The organism is Mesorhizobium sp. M0663, assembly GCF_040320585.1.
In the GTDB taxonomy this organism is placed as follows: domain Bacteria; phylum Pseudomonadota; class Alphaproteobacteria; order Rhizobiales; family Rhizobiaceae; genus Mesorhizobium.
Genome location: NZ_JAMYPX010000011.1, coordinates 146,578 through 165,475 on the forward strand (window position 1 = coordinate 146,578; position 18,898 = coordinate 165,475).

Annotated in this window: 16 protein-coding genes and 4 pseudogenes; 11 read left to right on the forward strand and 9 right to left on the reverse strand. The window is 57.9% G+C overall.

All coding sequences use genetic code 11. The features are described from left to right. Positions 1 to 86: 86 nt before the first annotated feature. The 7 genes and pseudogenes from NKI54_RS20175 to NKI54_RS20205 all read left to right on the forward strand — a co-directional run bounded on the left by NKI54_RS20175 (position 87) and on the right by NKI54_RS20205 (position 6,554). Positions 87 to 974, forward strand: coding sequence for a universal stress protein (locus NKI54_RS20175; RefSeq protein WP_352692267.1), 888 nt, complete (start codon positions 87 to 89; stop codon positions 972 to 974). Positions 975 to 2,336: 1,362 nt separating this feature from the next. Then, entirely contained in the window at positions 2,337 to 3,497 is a 1,161-nt protein-coding gene (locus NKI54_RS20180; protein WP_352692268.1) for a TlpA disulfide reductase family protein, read from the forward strand. Between the two features lie 395 nt (positions 3,498 to 3,892). Beyond that, positions 3,893 to 4,309, forward strand: a pseudogene (locus tag NKI54_RS20185) (NifX-associated nitrogen fixation protein). A gap of 25 nt (positions 4,310 to 4,334) precedes the next feature. Then, a complete protein-coding gene (locus tag NKI54_RS20190) occupies positions 4,335 to 4,538 on the forward strand; it encodes a CCE_0567 family metalloprotein (protein ID WP_352571114.1) in 204 nt (67 codons plus the stop codon). Continuing rightward, positions 4,535 to 4,852, forward strand: coding sequence for a ferredoxin III, nif-specific (gene fdxB / locus NKI54_RS20195; RefSeq protein ID WP_352692269.1), 318 nt, complete (start codon positions 4,535 to 4,537; stop codon positions 4,850 to 4,852). The genes NKI54_RS20190 and fdxB overlap by 4 nt, the downstream gene beginning before the upstream one ends. Before the next feature lie 26 nt (positions 4,853 to 4,878). Continuing rightward, positions 4,879 to 5,202 (forward strand): exopolysaccharide production repressor protein, encoded by a 324-nt coding sequence (locus NKI54_RS20200; RefSeq protein ID WP_352692270.1) that lies wholly within the window; start codon positions 4,879 to 4,881, stop codon positions 5,200 to 5,202. A gap of 337 nt (positions 5,203 to 5,539) precedes the next feature. Further along, a pseudogene (locus NKI54_RS20205) lies at positions 5,540 to 6,554 on the forward strand (1-aminocyclopropane-1-carboxylate deaminase). A gap of 255 nt (positions 6,555 to 6,809) precedes the next feature. Here the strand turns inward: NKI54_RS20205 and NKI54_RS20210 are convergent. From NKI54_RS20210 to NKI54_RS20245, 8 genes and pseudogenes are all read right to left on the reverse strand, one after another. Beyond that, positions 6,810 to 6,924, reverse strand: a pseudogene (locus NKI54_RS20210) (glycine oxidase); the annotation flags it as partial. A gap of 34 nt (positions 6,925 to 6,958) precedes the next feature. Next, the gene (locus NKI54_RS20215) at positions 6,959 to 7,153 is read right to left on the reverse strand and encodes a hypothetical protein (protein ID WP_352692271.1); all 195 of its coding nucleotides are present in this window, start codon (positions 7,151 to 7,153) and stop codon (positions 6,959 to 6,961) included. Between the two features lie 127 nt (positions 7,154 to 7,280). Next, positions 7,281 to 7,877: an orotate phosphoribosyltransferase gene (gene pyrE, locus NKI54_RS20220; protein ID WP_352692272.1), complete on the reverse strand. Its 597-nt coding sequence runs from the start codon at positions 7,875 to 7,877 to the stop codon at positions 7,281 to 7,283. A 169-nt stretch (positions 7,878 to 8,046) separates the two neighbouring features. After that, entirely contained in the window at positions 8,047 to 8,172 is a 126-nt protein-coding gene (locus NKI54_RS20225) for a hypothetical protein (protein WP_352692273.1), read from the reverse strand. Further along, positions 8,169 to 8,954, reverse strand: a pseudogene (locus NKI54_RS20230) (acetoacetate decarboxylase). Before NKI54_RS20230 ends, NKI54_RS20225 begins: the two are co-directional and overlap by 4 nt. A 23-nt stretch (positions 8,955 to 8,977) precedes the next feature. After that, positions 8,978 to 9,220, reverse strand: a complete 243-nt coding sequence (locus NKI54_RS20235) for a hypothetical protein (protein WP_352692274.1) — start codon at positions 9,218 to 9,220, stop codon at positions 8,978 to 8,980. A gap of 707 nt (positions 9,221 to 9,927) precedes the next feature. Continuing rightward, positions 9,928 to 10,368, reverse strand: coding sequence for a hypothetical protein (locus NKI54_RS36515; protein ID WP_502898232.1), 441 nt, complete (start codon positions 10,366 to 10,368; stop codon positions 9,928 to 9,930). A gap of 57 nt (positions 10,369 to 10,425) precedes the next feature. Beyond that, positions 10,426 to 11,334, reverse strand: coding sequence for a LysR substrate-binding domain-containing protein (locus NKI54_RS20245; RefSeq protein ID WP_352692275.1), 909 nt, complete (start codon positions 11,332 to 11,334; stop codon positions 10,426 to 10,428). Positions 11,335 to 11,776: 442 nt separating this feature from the next. On the opposite strand from NKI54_RS20245, the gene NKI54_RS20250 reads away from it, so the two are divergent. After that, positions 11,777 to 12,943 carry a mandelate racemase/muconate lactonizing enzyme family protein gene (locus NKI54_RS20250; RefSeq protein ID WP_352692276.1) on the forward strand — a complete coding sequence of 389 codons (1,167 nt, stop codon included), beginning with the start codon at positions 11,777 to 11,779 and terminating at the stop codon, positions 12,941 to 12,943. A 153-nt stretch (positions 12,944 to 13,096) separates the two neighbouring features. Further along, positions 13,097 to 14,152: a GlxA family transcriptional regulator gene (locus NKI54_RS20255; RefSeq protein WP_352692277.1), complete on the forward strand. Its 1,056-nt coding sequence runs from the start codon at positions 13,097 to 13,099 to the stop codon at positions 14,150 to 14,152. A gap of 38 nt (positions 14,153 to 14,190) precedes the next feature. On the opposite strand, the gene NKI54_RS20260 is transcribed toward NKI54_RS20255, so the two are convergent. Continuing rightward, positions 14,191 to 14,796: a helix-turn-helix domain-containing protein gene (locus NKI54_RS20260; protein ID WP_352692278.1), complete on the reverse strand. Its 606-nt coding sequence runs from the start codon at positions 14,794 to 14,796 to the stop codon at positions 14,191 to 14,193. A 345-nt stretch (positions 14,797 to 15,141) separates the two neighbouring features. On the opposite strand from NKI54_RS20260, the gene NKI54_RS20265 reads away from it, so the two are divergent. Next, complete coding sequence (locus NKI54_RS20265) at positions 15,142 to 17,589, forward strand: GcvT family protein (RefSeq protein ID WP_352692279.1); 2,448 nt, start codon at positions 15,142 to 15,144, stop codon at positions 17,587 to 17,589. A gap of 132 nt (positions 17,590 to 17,721) precedes the next feature. After that, positions 17,722 to 18,630: a LysR family transcriptional regulator gene (locus tag NKI54_RS20270; RefSeq protein WP_352692280.1), complete on the forward strand. Its 909-nt coding sequence runs from the start codon at positions 17,722 to 17,724 to the stop codon at positions 18,628 to 18,630. The last annotated feature ends 268 nt before the right edge of the window (positions 18,631 to 18,898 follow it).

Genomic DNA, 18,898 nt, shown 5'->3' on the forward strand with positions numbered 1-18,898 from the left:
ACTCCGCATTTCCGCCGTGCTGAGGGCAAGTCTTGCGGCTTCGAAACGCGCCGGCAGGTACGACATATTCAGAAAGAAGCAGTCAAATGGCTTTCAGAAGCGTACTCAGTGTGACCGGAGCTGAGCACTCCGATCAGGATGTCAGAACAGCTGCCAGCTTGTGTGCCGAAGTCGGCGCGTATCTTTCCGTACTGGTGATTTCGCCTCCGCCGATCGTTATGCCGTCTCCGCTGCTCGGCGATGGCATCCCCGAGTGGCCTGGACAACGCGCACAGGCCATCGCCAGACTGGACAAACGGTTTAGGCAGATCGAGAGATTTTCACAGGACATGGCCAGACTGGAAACAACATCCAGGGAAATTCACAAACTGCTGAGAGCCACGTGGCGGTGCTATGATGTCGATATTGCCAACTGCGATCAGGCCAGCATCGGTGACGCGGTGCGACAGCGGGCGCTCTGCAACGACCTGACAATCGTCGGCCCCGCACTTCTCAACGACATTAACGTCGGTCCCCTTGTTATCAACGGCAGCCTGTTCGACACCGGAAAGCCGGTGCTTGTCGTGCCGGAGGGCGCTGAGGCGACTCTGTCTCCACGGCGCGTGCTGGTCGGCTGGGATTCGCGAGTCGAGGCGTCCCGTTCGGTTCGGGAAGCGCTGGATCTGCTAGCCGGTGCTGAGGAAGTTCGTGTCGCACTAGTCGATCCGGAGGCGACCTGCACCGGAAACGGCGCCGAGCCGGGAGCCGACATCGCTGCCTATCTCACTCGGCACGGTGCTCGGGTGTCGGTTGACCGGCTGGCGAGCGCCGGCAAACCGGTGGCTATGGTGCTCGCGCAGCACGCAATCGACACGTCTGCCGACATGATAGTCATGGGCGCTTATGGCAACCGCAGGCTACGTGAGCGACTCTTCGGCGGCGTGACGAGATGGATAGTTGGGAAGCCGTCATTGCCCTTGTTTTTGGCTCGCTGACGGGTTCCAAAGTAGCACCGACGCTGTCCGAAGCTCTACTCCCCTGGGTCACCTATCCCGATGCCAAGTTAGAGAAAGGTCGCGGCAAACGCGCCCAGTTTCGCGCGCCTCCTCGAGCCAATCTGCAATCGCCGTCGCCGAGAAAATCGCGGACGTCTCGCGTTCGGGGTTCTGCTCGCCCGAGATGATCCATAACGCGGAGACCAACACCGGGCAGAGATATGGGCAGTCCTCAATGCAGTGAAGATCACGGCTCGCAGGTCGGCGTCAGGTCAAAGAGAGTCGTTCAGCGCGGCTGGCCGAGTTCCGATCCGTAGCGGCATCGTACGGGCGGTATCATGATCTCTCCTGACTACTGGCCGGGAGCTGAACACCGCGATGACCGGGCCGAGGCCGACGCCCCTCAATTTCGAGTCGGGACGGTCGGGCTCTTGCCGGGTTCGGCAGGAATCGATCGTATCAATCACATTGTCATCATGTGGGATGGTAGCCGGGTTAGCGGCGAGGACGGCCGCGTCCTCAGTGTTTCAGTCGGTCCGGCCGGACCCGCGTGACGACCGAGCGGTCTTTGGGGCTGGTCAAATTCCGACAACGCTCAAATTCGAACCAGGCGGTCCCTGTAGCGCCTGAGCACAGGGAATACAGAAAATATCGGCACAAAGCAGGAATGCCGGAGAGTTCAACGGCCGGCACATGCCGGCACTCGGCTTGGCGTTTTTCGCCACGACATCATCGCGATCTGACGATGGCGGTATTGGCGAGCTACAGCTGGACCGGCTTCGGTCGTGAAGAACTCCCATGAAGCCAGCTAGGAATTCAATCGCAACGCGCAAGGGGGCAGGGCGCAGGCGGCGCTTGGTCGGGATGGAGCGCCTCCCTGCAATCGCAAATGACGAGATCCGCTACCGCCCGAAGGACTGGAACGGCAAAACGCTCAAGCCGGTGGCGTGAGGCGAACGATGGTGACGGGCCTGACGATAGCCAACGCTGTCATGATGTCCATCAGCCTCGTCCCTCGGCCCGAATGCATATTGAGTCGTCCGGGCCACGCTTTTCTGCCGCCGCGAAGCGCGTGATGGTTGTCGAAACCTGACAGCGGCAGAAAACATGTCGGCTTCAATACAACCGGCCATCTTGCCTTTTGGAGGTTTTTCTAGCGATTCATGCGCTTACTGCCCGCTGAGCGCGGTGGCACGGCCTTTGCGAATTGAGATTCAGCAACACTGAGTGAAGGCTGACTGCACGCAGATGCGCAAGACGAGCGATGCTCTCCCTTCGTTGAACCCTAGTGCCCCGTCTCAAAGGGGGAACAAGCTTGCGCATAAGGTCACGCAACCTTTGGCAACAGCTTTGGAGAGCAAAATGATGTTGCGGATGGGGTCACCGGCTCCTTCGATCAAAGTGGAAGACTGGCTGCGTGGCGAGCCCCTTGCGAACTTCCAGCCCGGCAAAGTCTATATTGTCGAATTTTGGGCAACTTGGTGCGAACTATGTGCGGCGGAGATGCTCGATCTGATGCGGCTACAGGAGAAATACAGGGACAGCGGACTTGAGGTCGTCGCAGTCGCGGCTAATGAAGACGCTCCAACGGCCGTTGAGGCTCGCACCAAGTTAAAAGCTTGGTTGACCGAAAAGTGCTCGCATCTGAACTATCGGATCGCGTTCGACCACACAGGTGAAATGAACAAGCTTTGGAGGGACCCCAGCTTTTCTGTTGGGATTCCGACCTCGTTCGTGGTCGACCGAGACGGCCACATCGCCTTTATCGGTCATCCCAGCCAACTCAATGAGGTTTTGCCGAAAGTGCTCAACGGCAGCTGGCGCCTAAGCGATAAAGCTAAAGCCGCCGATACGGAGCGGATCGCCACAAGCGAACCCATGGCGCGCGAACAAGCGTTGAAGCAGCCGATCGATGACAGATTCTGGGCGGCGGTGAAGCTAGAAGATTGGAAGACGGCGCTCTGGGCGATCGAAGAGGGCATCGCCTTGATGCCCGACGACATCAATTTCCGCCTGGCTCATGCGCACCTGTTGCTTCACAAAATACAAGACATGTGGACCGGCTTGCCCGTGATGCGCCAATTGGTCCGCGACGCGATCGACAAGAACTCCCAGGATTGGATGGTTTCGGCGCTAGACCAGCTTTTCCATCCGGCCAATGACCATTCGCGCCTTCCCCCCGCTGAGCGCTTCGCGATGGGCAAGGAGCTGTCCGAACACATTCTGGCACTGAATCCCCCACAAGGCGACAGCCCTAAGTTCCGGTCTTATCCCGCGGTCGCCCGGTACTATTACGAGAACGGCAACAACGATTGCGCGATCGAGTTGGTCGAATTGACACTGAAGTCGCTGGACGGTCCGGAGCCTATCCCGGACGAACTGAAAGAGCACCTTCTACCGGATTTGCTGCAGGCCCTGGCCAACTACAGAGGCGGGAAGGTTTGTTACGGCGCTCTCTGTGCGGCTCCGCAAAACAAGCTTCCCGGAGGTGGCAAAGCGCGGCCGGGCGAGAAGAATACTTAAGAAGGGGGTGGTCGGAATGTTTACTGGGCGGTTCATCCATTTCCCTGGCCTGGCCGCAGCAAGCAGGCCCCATGCAGCACAGGGCGGATCGTTTGCAGCAGGTTCGAGGTTCGTCTCTTGCGATGACCTGCGGCCGCATCGCGGCGGAAGTGATGTTCGACGCGAATTGGGGCCGCAGTGGAAGACCTCGCAGTCGAGGACGTCTTTAAAGTCAACCACAGGGACATCAATTGCGTGGAATCGGCCGCCCCGAGCCGGACGTCGGCCGCGCAAGTGTGCCCGGAGTAGGCGTCCCCGAAAACAGACATCGTGCTTCGAGGAAGAGGACTGAAATGAGGAGAAGGCGAAATGTCTGATGCCGCGGTCAGGCGGCTGTCAACGAGGACGAGGCGGCCATGCCTTTTGTCAGATGCCTTGTGCGGCTGATCCGTGCTCAGGATGCCTCCGGGTCACCGGAAGGCAAATCGGACCCGAACTGCTGGGCGACTTCATCATCACCAGAAAACAGCGCCGTGCGATCCCCATCATCGGCGATCCCGATCCGGACGTGCTGTGGAGGCTCGATATGTTCTACACGGCCGTCGGGCTTTGGATGGAGGAACGCTCCGGCCTGATGACATCGCCGATGATGGAGATGAAATTCACGAGGACTTGGGGCCGCATGCCTTCCATGGCCGGGCAGTTGGTCGTTCTGGCAAGACGTTCATCGGTTCGGCTTCGAGATGCTCCGGAAACTGGCTGAGGCCGGTGCGAAACTGATCGACGATGCGACCGCAGCCACTGAAGCCGGTCCGGGTGTGGCGCCGGCGTGATGAAACCGATTTCGAGGAAGGGTCTATGTCAAAGCTAGATGAAATGGGGAAGAAAGTCCGAAAGCTTCAGCTGCGCGCAGCAGTCGCCAAGATGAAATTGCGCGACCTTGCAGAGGATCTCCCGGGAAAATGGACGGAGATAGAGGACGTCGCCAAGGAAACGTCCGCCGTTTTTGCCGAGTTGGATGGTGCCAAGAGAGAGCTCGCTGCAATGAAGAAGTTACGATGAGGAGCACATTCACCACCCGCGACGGCTCCGGATGGATGCCGGAATATCTCACCGCTATAGACGGCACGACGTGCATCGGCTGCGGCCGCTGTTTCAAAGTCTGCTCGCGCGAGGTCATGCATCTTTACGGCGTCGATGACGCGGGTGAAATCCTCGGCGCCTGCGACGGCGAAGACGAGGATTTCGATGGCGAGCTCAATCGCATGATCATGGTCGTCGACCATCCCGGCCGCTGCATTGGCTGCGGAGCCTGCGCCCGCGTCTGCCCGAAGAACTGCCAGACCCATGTTGCGGCCGACAATGTCGCTGCATGATCTGGTGGACATCCAGGAGAACGGCATTGCCCTTCAGAATCTTCTGCCGCGTCCTGGGAATGGTCCTTTGCAGCACAGCTCTGACCGCCTATTTCGCTTCTCATTCCATCGGCACAGCAATCGTCACGACGCTGGCTTGTTCGCTGCTCCTTCAGCTGGCGTATTTCGCAAGCGTGCTCTTTCTGATCTGGCGGTCTGGCCACGTTAGCCGAGCTGGCCAAAGGGCCGAGCATTTCGACAGTTGCAAGGAAGTTGGATCCGAGCCGCCAGACCTTGATGAGGTAAAGAATGAATCCGCAGAGTTGCTCCAGCGCGGTCAAATGCTGGCCACATCGCTGCTGCTGCCTTGAGGCAACATGACAAGATCAGTGCTCAAGCTGGCGTAAACTTTGGACCAACCCATAAACATTGAGTAGATATTAAAAGGAATACCGTGCTTGAGAAGTTGATGGTGACCGCAACACCGTCATTTCTAATTATCCAGGAGATGCAGTTTTTCATGAAATACGCATTCGTAACCTCTCGCGGTACGCCGGCGTGCGGTTGCAACTCTCAAAGACGAACGAGCTGTGGAAATCGTAATGGGACTCTTCTGGCGCCGGAAATGCAGATGACGTCAAATCAAAGACGCCTCTAGATGAATCGTGAATGGCTCATTCAGCTCCATCGCGTGTTGCCCGAGAGAAAATGCTGCAAGAGTTCGAACGCTATCCGCTCACATTTGGACCTACGCCCATCGAGAAGCTCGACCGCCTCTCCAAGCATCTGGGGGGCAAGGTGGAAATCTACGCCAAACGCGAGGACTGCAACTCCGGTCTCGCGTTCGGCGGAAACAAGCTCCGCAAGCTCGAATACATCATCCCCGACGCGATAGCGTCAAATGCTGATACGCTCGTCACCGTCGGCGGCGTGCAGTCCAACCATACGCGGATGGTCGCCGCGGTCGCCGCCAAGATCGGCATGAAATGTCTCCTGGTTGAGGAGAGCTGGGGACCCTATGAGGATGCCGTCTACGACCGGGTCGGCAACATTCTCTTGAGCCGGATTATGGGAGCAGAAGTACGCCTCGTCGACAAGGGCTTCGATATCGGCATCCGCCGCAGTTGGGAACAGGCGCTCGATGAGGTCCAGTCAAGGGGGCGGCAGGCCCTACCCGATACCGGCCGGGGCCTCAGTTCACAAATATGGCGGGCTTGGATACGTGGGGTTCGCGGAGGAGGTGCGCGCCCAGGAGAAACAGCTTGGGTTTGGCTTCGACTACATCGTCGTTTGCACGGTCACGGGCTCGACACATGCCGGCATGCTCGTCGGGTTCGCCAAGGACGGTCGACAGCGCAACGTGCTCGGAATGGATGCCTCCGCCATCCCCGCCCAAACCAAGGCGCAGGTACTAAAGATTGCCCAACATACATCGGCGCTCGTCGATCTCGGAATGGAACCGGTCGAAGATGATGTGGTGTTGCTCGAGGACTATGCATACCCGTGTTATGGCATCCCGTCCGAGGAAACGATGGAGGTCATCCGCATGTGCGCGCGGCTCGAGGGTATGATTACCGATCCCGTCTACGAGGGCAAATCGATCCAAGGGATGATCGACCTCGTCCAGAAAGGCTTCTTTCCAGAGGGATCGAGGGTGCTCTACGCGCATCTCGGCGGCGGGCCGGCCATCAACGGTTATGGCTACACCTTTCGCAATGGCTGACGCTCGGCAGATTGCGATTGCGCCGCCCTGCCGTGCCAGCGATGCGCTCCAAGTTCGTTCGGGGGCCTACCCGGCAAACCGGGGACTGTTAACTTCCGCCCAACGCGAAGGTGTCCGGGTTCATTCGGAATGTCTTAATTGTGGCTATCTCGATGCAATTCGCTCGGCCCGCTTGCATGACACGCCACCGAGGGAGGCGCGCGCAGGATACCGCGGAATGGGCGACGCAGCTCATCCGTGCTTGGAACGCGGCACGAGTCAACGCCGCATCCCACCAGTCGGCGGCGTCGCGCCCGAGCTCCAGCTGCTCGGCGCGTTTACGCTCGCACCATGGCGCCGGCATGCCGCCAGCGAACCATGACGCATTGCCGCCGCGGCTGCTCGTCAGCAAAGCGCGATAAGCCCTAATGGGCAACCTCATCGGGACCGAAAAGAGCGTTAAACCGGCTGGCTAGATCAATCCAGGGTGCCGCGTCGCCGATCTCTGAAGCTATGCGAACGACCGCCGCCAGATAATCGGTAAAAGCCTTCAGTCTTATGGCGCCTTGCTCAGAGAGGTAGCCAACGGCGTCAAGCCGCTGGTGAACGGCAGCGAGCATGTGTTGCACCAACAACAGTGAGGATGGGCAAGGGCAATCGCTCTCAGTCGCGAGGCGCTTGCACTCGCTGCAAATCGACGGAATGTCCTCTAAGGTTAGGTCGCCGGAAAGACGTTGTATGATATTGTCAGTGGCGTTCCACAAATTCGCTCGCATGCAGCACGGAATGCAGCGCGACGCCATGTTGGGCTAGCAGTGCGGTAGCTCCCTCGTCGCGGTCTACGAGGCAAGCAGCGTCACGCACAATGCCCCCGACGTGGCGAACCTCTTCAATCGCCTTCAATATCGACTTGCCGCTTGTAGCAACGTCGTCTACGATCAGGACGACTCTTCCCTTGAGATCTTCTTTGGGGCCAAGGCCTTCAATGACGTCCCTTGTGCCGTGGGCCTTTGGAGCCTTGCGAACGAAGATCGTGTTTATCGGTTTGTTCATGACCGAGCTGACAGCCGCCATTGATCCGATTACGGGGACCGCGCCCATTTCAAGGCCGCCGACGTACTCCGCTTTCGTTTGCTCAACGATCTTTAGGAACTCAAGAGCGGCAAGTTGCGCGCCGCGCGCCACCATCATGGTAGGCTTCATATTGAAATAGATGTCGCTCTCTATGCCCGACGAGAGCGTGTAGCGTCCGAATCGAAAAGAGCGCTCACGGACAATCTCGCGGAGTTCGTCCTTGTCGTGTTGGCCGGAATCAACTGGTCTGAATTTTGCCAGTGCCGCCATAGATCAGACCTCGCCCCTAGGGAAAAATTGGGTGCGGCATGCCCCTCAGCGACTACCGCTATGCGGCTTATGCAAGTGTTCGCGGGGTGTGTCAATTAAAGTCAATACCGATGCGACCGTTTCGCGCAGATTTTTCCCTTATCGTTATTGCGTGCCTAAAAGGGCGTATTCACGGGTTGGCAGCTCCCATGAGAGCCATCTCCTTGCCGACGCCACTCGCGGCTCCGGTGATCACCGCCACCTTGTCGAGAAGCCGGCCACCGGCTCCGTCGTCGCGCTGGTTCGATGATATCATTCTGAAAGTTCATGGGTTCTTCCTTTCGGATAGCGAGGCTCGGCTTGCGCGAGGTAGTCGTGGACGACCTTCCCGAGCGCGAGCGTGAGATCTGCGACGAGGTGTACGGCCGAGACCACTTCCAGCACCGGCAGTTCGGCGACGGGGGCAAGCGCATGCGACCAGAGGTTCAGGGCTGGCGGGCCGGTCCAGGCGCCCCTCAGATCGATGTCCTCCAGGTGATATTCCACGAGCTCACACATGCGCGGCGTGCCGTCGACATGCGGGACGATTTTTAGGAGGAAGTTCGGTTCGGCGAGCGAGGCCTTCACGCTCGCAAGGTCGTTGGCTCGGTGCTTTTAGCCCATGGTACCCGTCGCGACGCGGACGGGGCCGTAGTCCAGCGTGCCAACAACGGTATCCGTTTCCGTTCGGAGCGTTGGGCTGGCGAGCTTCTTGGGAAAGCCCCACAACTCGCGTCCGCCGGCTATCGGCGGATGGTCATCGAGAAACATGCAGTGGGTGTAGCTCCCCCTGGGGCCACGGAAGGAGACAGGGATGACCTGTCCGCCTTCCGTGTAGTCGCCGAAGCCAGTCGAGTCCGGCATGCGAATGAACTCGAATTTGACGAGAGGCTCGCACACCTGAAGCGGCTCCGGCACCAGGTCGCGCAGTTTCTGCGGATCGGTGCGATATGTGATGGTCAAATACTCCCGGTTTCGGAAGCGATATGGGCCAGCCGGGTAGGCCGGGCTGGTCAGGGGCATGGCGAAAGCTCTCGCCCGGACGGTGTCTTGGTGCATGTCTGAAATTCCTTTGTGCTGGATCAAGCGGCGCTTAGATCGGTCTGCGTGTTAGCGGCGAGGCTCTCCTTGGCGCCGTCGTTCGGCCTCGAATAAGGATGCGTGCAGTAGATCGCGCGCAGCCATTTGCGCTGAGCGATTGCCTTTGGGGGCGCGCTCGTCGCGATGATGCCGGCCAGCATCTGGGCGTGGACGCGGTTCGATGGCTCCGGTTGTGGTCGCGGGACGAGTGGCAAGGTTCGAGGCAAAGTGATTTTGTTCCTCATTTTGAAGGCGCTGCTTCTCGGTTGCCCTCGTTGTAGGAGAAGGTGGATCGGCGGGCAGCGCCGAGCCCGGATGAGCAACCGTCTTCTTGTTGCCAGGACTTGGTCGAGCGTCTTTGGATGCGTCCGGGAGACCCGCGGCGGTGGTATATTTCGGGAGGCGATCATGGGACGATTTCTCCTCATGACGGGGTTTGCGGATAAGCAAGCATTTACCATGCCAAATGAGAAATCGCTTTCAGGCAAAGCGATAGATGTGGCTCAGCTACGCTGCGTAGTCCGACCTTGTCGGATATCGGACAGCGCCGAATGGAACAGCTTGCGGGTTGGGAGGATATCTCGCTCGTGCGGAAAAGGTTGCGGCCTCGAAGGTCTCCGCCGCTCAGGCAAATGGCTCCGACGCCATGCTCCACCCACCATCGGCCCGGAGCTGTACCAGCTCAATCAACGGAGGAGAGGGTGAATGCGCGTCGGCGTCAACAAGGGACAGCGCTGTTAGGCGAATGTCTGGCGAAGGAGTCAGAGCCCGCTATTTTCGGTCGAAGCATAGCCGCATATGTCCAGTTGATAGATGGGTAACACTTTGAACCGGATACATAGTGGAGTGCACCCCTTCGGTGAGACAGTAATCAGTAACAGTTCTCCTTGTTCTGGACGTTTGGTGTCTTTTGCCGTAGTTGCATGAGACTGGTCTCGTATGCGTGCCGCGCTCAGTCAAGTTCTGAGAGGGGATTTCTTGGAGCTGCCGGCGATCGGGCCGCAGAGCCGGCTACCGCCATACCCGTTCCCGAACTGATAGCGAAATAAATCAAATGCAATTGGAGCGCGAAGCGACCATGGACAGCACCGCCGACGAGCCGGCGATGATGATGAGTTCGTGCTTTGACGCCAGGTGTATGTGAGGCAGGACGGGCCAACTTGGAAGAGAAGCCTTCGATGCGCCGGCGGCTGTGGGCGGCCTCCAATCCCAGCAGCAGTGCTCCTTCAGGCGTTCGATCGAAGCGGGCCGCAAGGTTTGCAAGGGGTGTCAATCGCGTTCGGACGATTTCCGCGTCGCACAGCGCATCGCCGACGGCGAGGGTCGCGGCGAGGTGCAGGTACCGGATCGTCGTCAACGCCAATCCCGCGTCGACAGGCGGGACATTGATCACGACCGCAACTATGCGCTAAGTGCGGAAAGCGGTCGAACGGGACAACTGTCGCGCACATCAACGCTGTTCATCCGGGGCGCCGTCGATGATCCAGTCCTTCACAAGTTTTGCTTCCGGAGCCAGGTCGACCGAACGGTTGCTGACGATGAAGAATGCATACCCGGTCGCCCAGTTCGCAGCGAGGGCAGGGACGAGCAATCCTTCGCTCAGCGGATGGTTAATAAGGTGCGCCCAGCCCAACGCGATGCCTTGCCCGCCGATCGCCGCTTGCACGACCAGACTGTAATCATTTAGTCGCAGGCCTTCACCGACGTCGGTGAATTCAACCCCAAAGTGGGCGAACCAGTCCTTCCAGGCCGGGCGCGGCCGGTGGGGCTCGTCAAGGTGGATGAGAGTCCGCCCGGCGAGATCCGGCAAATCCCGCGGCGCGCGGGACTGCGTAAGATAGCTGGGGCTGCAGACCGGGATGAGGTTCTCACCGCCGAACCGAAACGCGCGGTAGTTGGGCCAATCGCCAAGACCCCGTCGTACCCCGATCAGATGGGGGTCAGGGCCTAGATCGGTGTCGCGGTCCGCCGTTTGGATGCGGATTTCGATTTCCGGATGCTGCGCCCGAAAACTTGGCAGCCGTGGGATAAGCCAGTGGCTGGCAAACGCCGTCGATGAAGACAAGACGACATGCTTGTCCTCAGTGCTACGTCGAACAGCTTCGGCCGATCGGGCTATATGGCCGAGACCCATTGCGACATCGCTGTAGAAGCGCTGGCCGGCTTCCGTCAAAATGATCCGTTTGTGCTGCCGCACGAAAAGGTCAACACCGAGGTCTCCCTCAAGGCTTTTTATGGCTGAACTGACCGCGGCTTGGCTAACGCGAAGCTCCTCGGCCGCGTTTGTGAAACTGAGATGCCTCCCTGCCGCCTCAAAGGTGATGAGGCCGGCCGGGCTTGGGATACGCAGACGGGGCATTGCATAAGTTCCATTTATGCAGACATCAGAATAATTGCCGTTTACCTGCACGTTTCTACCAGCCAAACTTATAGCAGGATCAGAAGCGCGGAAGAAGTCCCGGAAACGGACCAGCGGTACGGAGGAACACGTTATGGGAGCGCCGCGCCCTGGAACCGATCATAGCCTTGGAGGGTGGCTGTTCCCCGATAAGATGAAATACGGGCTCACGACTGGACGCCGGGTCCAGCATCAACGGAGAACAGCCATGGAAGAACATATCGGTCTCGACGTGTCGATGAAAGACGGCAGTGTCGATCCGCCGTGACGATGCTGAGGTCACTGCCCGAGCCCTGTATGACCCAGACGGCGCAAAAATGCGGGGCTAACCAGCACATCGCGTCCCGCGACAATGCCTCGCAGGTCATCGCATTGATCTTCCTCACTTCCAGAGCAACAGACCATGCAGATTCGATCGATTACGGCGACCCCGGTAAATATCCCGCTGGAAGCACCAATGTGGTGGACCGGCGGACTGTATCCCGGCACCTCCAAGACCATTGTCCAGCTCTTTACGGACGAGGGCGTTGTCGGACTGGGGGAGGCACCGAGCACCGATATGGTCGACGTAATTACCGCCATGGGCGAGGCCTTAGCAGGTCTTGACCCGCTCGACATCGCGGCGTGCGAACGGGTTTGCGTTCCACCATGGCAGATTGTTCAGAATACGGGTGATTCCCGGGTGGTGAAGGCATTCGGTGCGATTGAGATTGCCCTTTGGGATATCCGCGGCAAGGCATGGAATCAGCCGCTCTACCAACTTCTGGGCGGCAAAGTCCGCAGCGAGATTCCCTTCACCGAGTATTTCGGTTTCCGACCGGGCCGTGAGCAAACCGCGGACGCCGTTGCCGACTATTGCGTGCGGATGAGAGAAGAGCATGGCAGCACGTTCTTTGAAGGCAAGCTCATCCTTGGCGATCCTGACCGCGAGATCGAAACGGTCAGGGCGCTTCGCGAGAAACTCGGCTGGAAGGCGATGTTGCGCCTTGACTCGAATATGCAATGGTCATTGACAACCGCGCGCCATGTACTCCGGGAGCTCGAGCCGTTCAATATCCGGAATTACGAGGATCCGGTGGCCACGTTTGAGGAAATGGCAGCACTTCGACAGCACTCAGCCACTCCGTTCTCAACGCATGTTCCGGATATTCGGCGTGCCGTAGCACTCGGCGCGCCCGATTTTATTGTCACCAATTTTGCGGTGCTTGGCGGCATCGGCCGGGCAATCCGCTTTATCGGCGCCTGCGAGGCAATGGGGGTCGGCTTCTGGTGCTACTCAGGCGACGCCGGGGTCTGTACCGCGGCATACCTGCACGTCTCGGCGGCAACCCAGTGGATCAGCGAGCCGAGCCAGTCTCTGTTCCGTTGGCAGGTGGGGGATGTCATCGAAGGCGGACCATTCCGTCAAAAGAACAATGTGATCCCTGTTCCCGAGGGGCCGGGTCTGGGAGTCACGATCGATCAGACGGCGCTCCGTCACTGGAATCGCCACTTCGCGGATCATGGTCCGATCGACCATTTCCATGACCCACTTTCCCCCGACCGACACCGCAGGGTCCCGCTCAACTAGTCTTGACGACGCCCCCGACAACGCTCCGGGAATAAAATAAGCACCCGCCGGAGTGGCGTTCTGCGTCCGCGTATAATCACGAATCCGTGCCGTATCTACCAGCGCCGCAGCAATTCTAATGTTTCGAATCTCGCTAATGACGACTGCACCCCAATGAACGGCCCCTTCAAACCTGATGCGACAAACAGTCTGGCTCCGCACGAACAGGACGAGCAGCATGGAGTGAATCTTGCCATCCTAGTGTTACCGGGGTTTTCGCATCTTGCACTTCACTCTTATATCGAACCGTTATGCATCGCGAATTCGCTTTCCGGGGACGCGAGGTTTCGATGGCAGCTAGTTGGACTGGACGGCTGCACTGTCATGGGTGCAAACGGTCTTGCTGTTCCTGTCGATACTACAGTCGCCGCATTAGATGCCCGCGGTACGAAAGGCGGCGTCCTCGATCAGCTTATTATCGTGGCTGGCGAGATGATAGAGAAACATTCCCCAGATATCCTCAACAGCTTTCTGCGGAAAATGGCTAGGCTCGGTGTTGGTATCTCCGCAATCGGCACTGCGACATGGATGCTGGCTCGGGCCGGTTTGCTGGCGGACATTCGATGCACCATTCATTGGTCCAAACTTGCTGCGTTCTCGGAGTTGTTCCGTACCGCTCGCATCCAAGACTGTCTCTTCGTCAAGGAAGGACAATATACAACTTGCGCGGGCGAGCTGGCAGCCTTCGACCTAGCGGTGGATTTTATTTGTACCCATGCTGGCGAAATTACCGCCCAGGATGTTTGCAGGCATGCAACCGTAGAAGGACGACGTTCCGGCTCGAATAGGCAGACCGGTTCCTCGGGGCTAGCTTTTGCCAACGTGAGTGCGAAGCTCGTAGCGGCGATAAAGATCATGGAGGAGAATATCGAGTTCCCGTTGTCGCTGGCGAGCTTATCTAACCGGATGGAACTCTCTCGTCGTCAGCTTGAGCGGCTCTTCAAGGCACACATCAGGACTACGCCTGCCAGGTACTATCTCAACCTCAGGGTTGAGCATTCGAAGCGACTGATCGAGGGTACGCAGTTGCCGATGATCGATATCGCAATAGCCAGCGGCTTTGTTTCGTCTTCGCACTTTGCGAAATGCTTTAAGGCCATCCACGGCATCTCACCGCAGCGCCTTCGATCAAATTATCCGGGCGTGGCGCGGCCCCGGCACTGGGTGTGACCTTGTCCAATTCGAATGCGGCATTAAGGTCAGCTTGTTTAGTAATGGGGCGGAGTGATCACCCATACTACCTTCGCCAACTCCGCACCGGAATTCGCGCAGCGGTGAACTTCGGTGCTCTTGAAAGAGAAGCTGTCTCCCGCGTTCAAACGGAAGAACTGCCCAGAGACCCAGAGGTCGAGTGTCCCGCTGATCACCAACCCGGCTTCTACGCCCTCGTGGCTGTAGTCGCCACTGTCGGCACCGGCCGCGATCGTGCTCATTAACATTTCAAGCGGACCGCTCAGATTTGGGGAGAGCAATTCCTCTTCGATTCCTAGTGCTGTGAACGTCAGCTTGCGGCGGTTGTTCGCCCGGACGACGATGGCCTTCTCGTCGGTGGGAATGTCGCTGCCGTGGAAGAACCAATTGATCTGAACTCCAAGAGTTGTGCTGATATTTTTCAGAACCCCTATTGGCAATTTCGATTGGCTTCGCTCAATTTGGCTTAGGTAGCCAACAGAAATTCCTGCCGACTCGGCAACCTCCTTTAGCGTCAGTCCCCTGACCTTCCGCAGTTCGCGGATCTGCCTGCCAACGGCATCCTCGTGCGTCTGCTTATCGGTGGTCGATCCCTCAATCTTCTCGGACGTGCGTACCGCCATAATCACTCCTTCGCTGGCCGTGAATGGTTACCCTCCGTTTGTGGTCGAGACAATAAGTGACTCTGCAGGTCCTTACGCGCCGCAGGTTGGATCCCTTTTCTAAGCGCTTGGCCATGAAAATTCATGTTGGAAATTTCACACTTGTACAATTCGGTATTCTTGAATACACGTGGACGGAGCCAAGTTCTAACCCACCGGTTCGGTGCGGCGCTCGGAGCCCGTCAGGTCCGCCGGACAGGTAAGGACAGAGCCCAGTCACTGGGCTCACTCTAGCATCACGGACATCCCAGTCAGAAACCCAAAGACGCCCGCGAATGCCGGGGTCTACACGATGGAAACAGCCCTATGGCCATCATACCCACCAGCGCCCGTGTTGTCGTAATCGGTGGAGGCATATCGGGATGCTCCGTAGCCTACCATCTCGCCAAACTGGGATGGAAAGATATTGTGCTCCTCGAACGGAAACAGCTGACCTCCGGAACGACTTGGCATGCTGCTGGACTGATCGGCCAACTGCGCGCGTCCCAGAATATGACGCGCCTCGCGAAGTACTCGGCTGACCTGTATGTGAAATTGGAGGCTGAAACCGGCATCGCGACCGGAATGCGGCAGAACGGCTCGATTACAGTCGCGCTGACCGACGAGCGAAAAGAAGAGATTTATAGGCAGGCGAGCCTAGCGAGGGCGTTCGATATTGATGTCCAGGAAATCTCGCCGAACGAGGTCAAGAACCTTTACCCGCATCTCAACATTTCTGACGTACTCGGTGCGGTGCATCTCCCGCTTGATGGCCAGTGTGACCCGACCAATATCGCAATGGCGCTAGCGAAAGGCGCTCGTCAATGCGGTGCCAAAATCTTCGAAAACGTTAAGGTTAGAGCGGTCCATGACCGTAATGGCCGAGTGACCGGTGTATCCTGGGCGCAAGACAATGAGCAGGGAACCATCGCGGCTGAACATGTTGTCAATTGCGGCGGCATGTGGGGCCGTGACCTGGCAGCACGTTCTGGCGTCACCCTGCCGCTGCACGCATGTGAGCATTTCTACATCGTCACTGAAGCGATCGACGGTCTCGCGCGTCTTCCGGTCCTGCGAGTTCCCGACGAGTGCGCCTATTACAAAGAAGACGCAGGCAAGATGTTGCTCGGCGCCTTCGAACCCAAAGCGAAGCCGTGGGGTATGGGCGGCATCAGTGAGGATTTCTGTTTCGACCAGTTACCGGAGGATTTCGAGCATTTCGAGCCAATCCTCGAAAAGGCTGTGAACCGCATGCCAATGCTTGAGACGGCGGGCATACACACCTTCTTTAACGGGCCAGAGAGCTTCACACCCGACGATCGCTACTACCTCGGCGAAGCACCTGAACTAAAGGGCTATTGGGTTGCTGCCGGCTACAATTCTATTGGGATAGTGTCGTCGGGTGGCGCTGGCATGGCGCTTGCGCAATGGATGAATGACGGCGAGCCGCCCTTTGACCTTTGGGATGTCGACATCCGGAGAGCACAACCGTTCCAGAAAAACCGGCTTTACCTCAAGGACCGTGTGTCCGAGACGCTTGGCCTGCTTTATGCCGACCACTTCCCTTATAGACAGATGGCAACCGCCAGGGGAGTGCGCCGCTCGCCTTTGCATGAACATCTGAATGCCCGCGGGGCCGTCTTTGGCGAAGTCGCGGGCTGGGAACGTGCCAACTGGTTCGCCAACGAAGGCCAGGAAAGAGAATATCGTTACAGCTGGAGGCGGCAGAACTGGTTTGAGAACCAGAGGGAAGAACACCTCGCCGTCCGCAACGGCGCTGGTCTCTTCGACATGACTTCCTTCGGCAAGATCCGCATCGAGGGCCGTGACGCGCTGACCTTCCTGCAGCGCCTATGCGCCAATCAGATGGACGTTGCGCCTGGCCGGATCGTCTATACGCAAATGCTGAATGAACGCGGCGGCATTGAAAGCGACCTAACAGTCACCCGACTATCGGAAACGGCCTTCCTCGCCGTCGTTCCTGGTGCCACCCTGCAACGCGATCTCTCCTGGATGCGCAAACACCTGCAAGAGGCAGAGTTCGTCGTTATTACCGATGCGACCGCAGCAGAGTCCGTGCTTGTCCTTATGGGGCCTAAGGCGCGCGAGGTCATCACCCGCATCAGCCCCAATGATTTCTCCAATGAAAGCTTTCCTTTTGGCACAGCCCGGGAGATCGAGATTGGAATGGGCCTCGCTCGGGCGCACCGGGTCACCTATGTCGGGGAACTCGGCTGGGAACTTTACGTCTCGAGCGACCAAGCGGCCCACGTGTTCGAAGCGCTAGAGGAGGCTGGGCGGGAATGCGGCCTCAAGCTGTGCGGCTTGCACGCACTCGACAGCTGCCGGATTGAGAAAGGGTTCCGGCATTTTGGCCATGATATCACCGACGAAGACCACGTCCTCGAGGCGGGACTCGGTTTCGCGGTTAAGGTCACCAAAGGCGCATTCATCGGTCGGGAGGCCGTTCTGCGAAAGCGTGAGGAGGGGCTAAAGCGCCGCTTGCTGCAGTTCCGCCTGCGGGATCCCGAACCCCTGATCTTCCACAATGAAACGCTGGTCCGCGACGGAAAGATCGTCTCGATCATCACGTCGGGCAACTACGGTCATTATCTCGGCGGGGCTATAGGCATGGGATATGTGCCCTGTGCGGGGGAATCTGAGGCCGATGTTTTGGGTTCCCACTATGAAATCGAAATCGCCGGAAAGCGCTATCCAGCCGATGCGTCGCTTCGTCCGATGTATGATCCGGCGGCCGAGCGGACGAAAATGTAGTGCGCCTGGCGGTGACCGCCATGTGAGCACTTGTAGCTTGGCTCCTCACGCACGTTTCGCCGTGACGGGTTTAACGCGGGGTATTGAGACGCTACTGATAGGGTCTGGAGGGAACGTCGATGGAGCAAAAGAGTGAGTTGGGATCTCCGCCACGCGCGAATTTTCATAGCAGTCGCAGAGGAACTTCACTTTAGTAGAGCCGCCCAAAAGCTGCATCTTGCTCAATCAGCGGTCAGCAGGACAGTTCGATGGATGGAGCAGGATCTAAAGGTAACGCTGCTGAATAGGAGTACGCGAAACGTCGCTTTGACATCCGAAGGGGCGCTTTTGCTGGACGAATGTCGCCAAATAGTTGCTCAGTTCGAACGGTCAATCAAACGTACGCGATCGATTGCAACCGGCTTTGCTGGCGAAATAGACCTCGGCTGCAATGATTTCTCATTCATGGCCGAGTTGCCGGTTATCGTTCCACTGTTTCGCCAACGTTTCCCTGATATCACTATACGGCTACACGAGGGAGAACGCTCACAGCAACTCGACGATCTTGCAACTGGAAAACTAGACATCGCCTTCATAATGGGGCCCGTCGATCAATTGAACAACTCTATAAAGACGTTAACTACAGCGAAATATCCTCTGACGGTGCTAATTAAAAAAAATCATCCCCTGAGCAAGAGAAAAACGCTTAACATTAGGGATTTGGCGGACGAGCCATTTATATTCGGCAGTAGGCCGGGGTGGAATACGTATAGAAGATTCATGGACGCGTTGTTTGCTGATATACAATTTGTTCCAAGAATTACCCAAGAGGTATATGGAAGTATTGGAATTTTTGGGTTAGTTGCGTCCGGGCTGGGAGTCTCGATTTATCCCGACTGTCGTGTCCCTATCCAGTACCAAAACCTGATCGTAAGGCCTCTGGTTGATGTTGATAGGCAAGTCGAGACCACAGCCGTGTGGTATCCGAAGACACTCACGCGCGCAGCCTCTCACTTTGTCAGCTTCGTTCAGGAGTATTGCGCGAGTGTTTCGACGACATAGCAGCGACGGATTGACATCCGCTGGGGACGTCTTCAACTGGCTCCGAAACCTCTGGCATGGCGGCTGATGTTCATGTCCAGGCCGCATAATGCGGTGAATCAGGCATCGCGCCCACGTCGCCTAGGCCGAGTCCGCCCCGGTAACTCCATTGGTGCACTACCGGGGCAATATAAACTATAAACTCGACCCCGCCTCAAACGGTCCCTCAGACCCGGAATTCACGCCTTACCACCGATTAATGCGTGGGAGCATAAATCTATGCGAAACT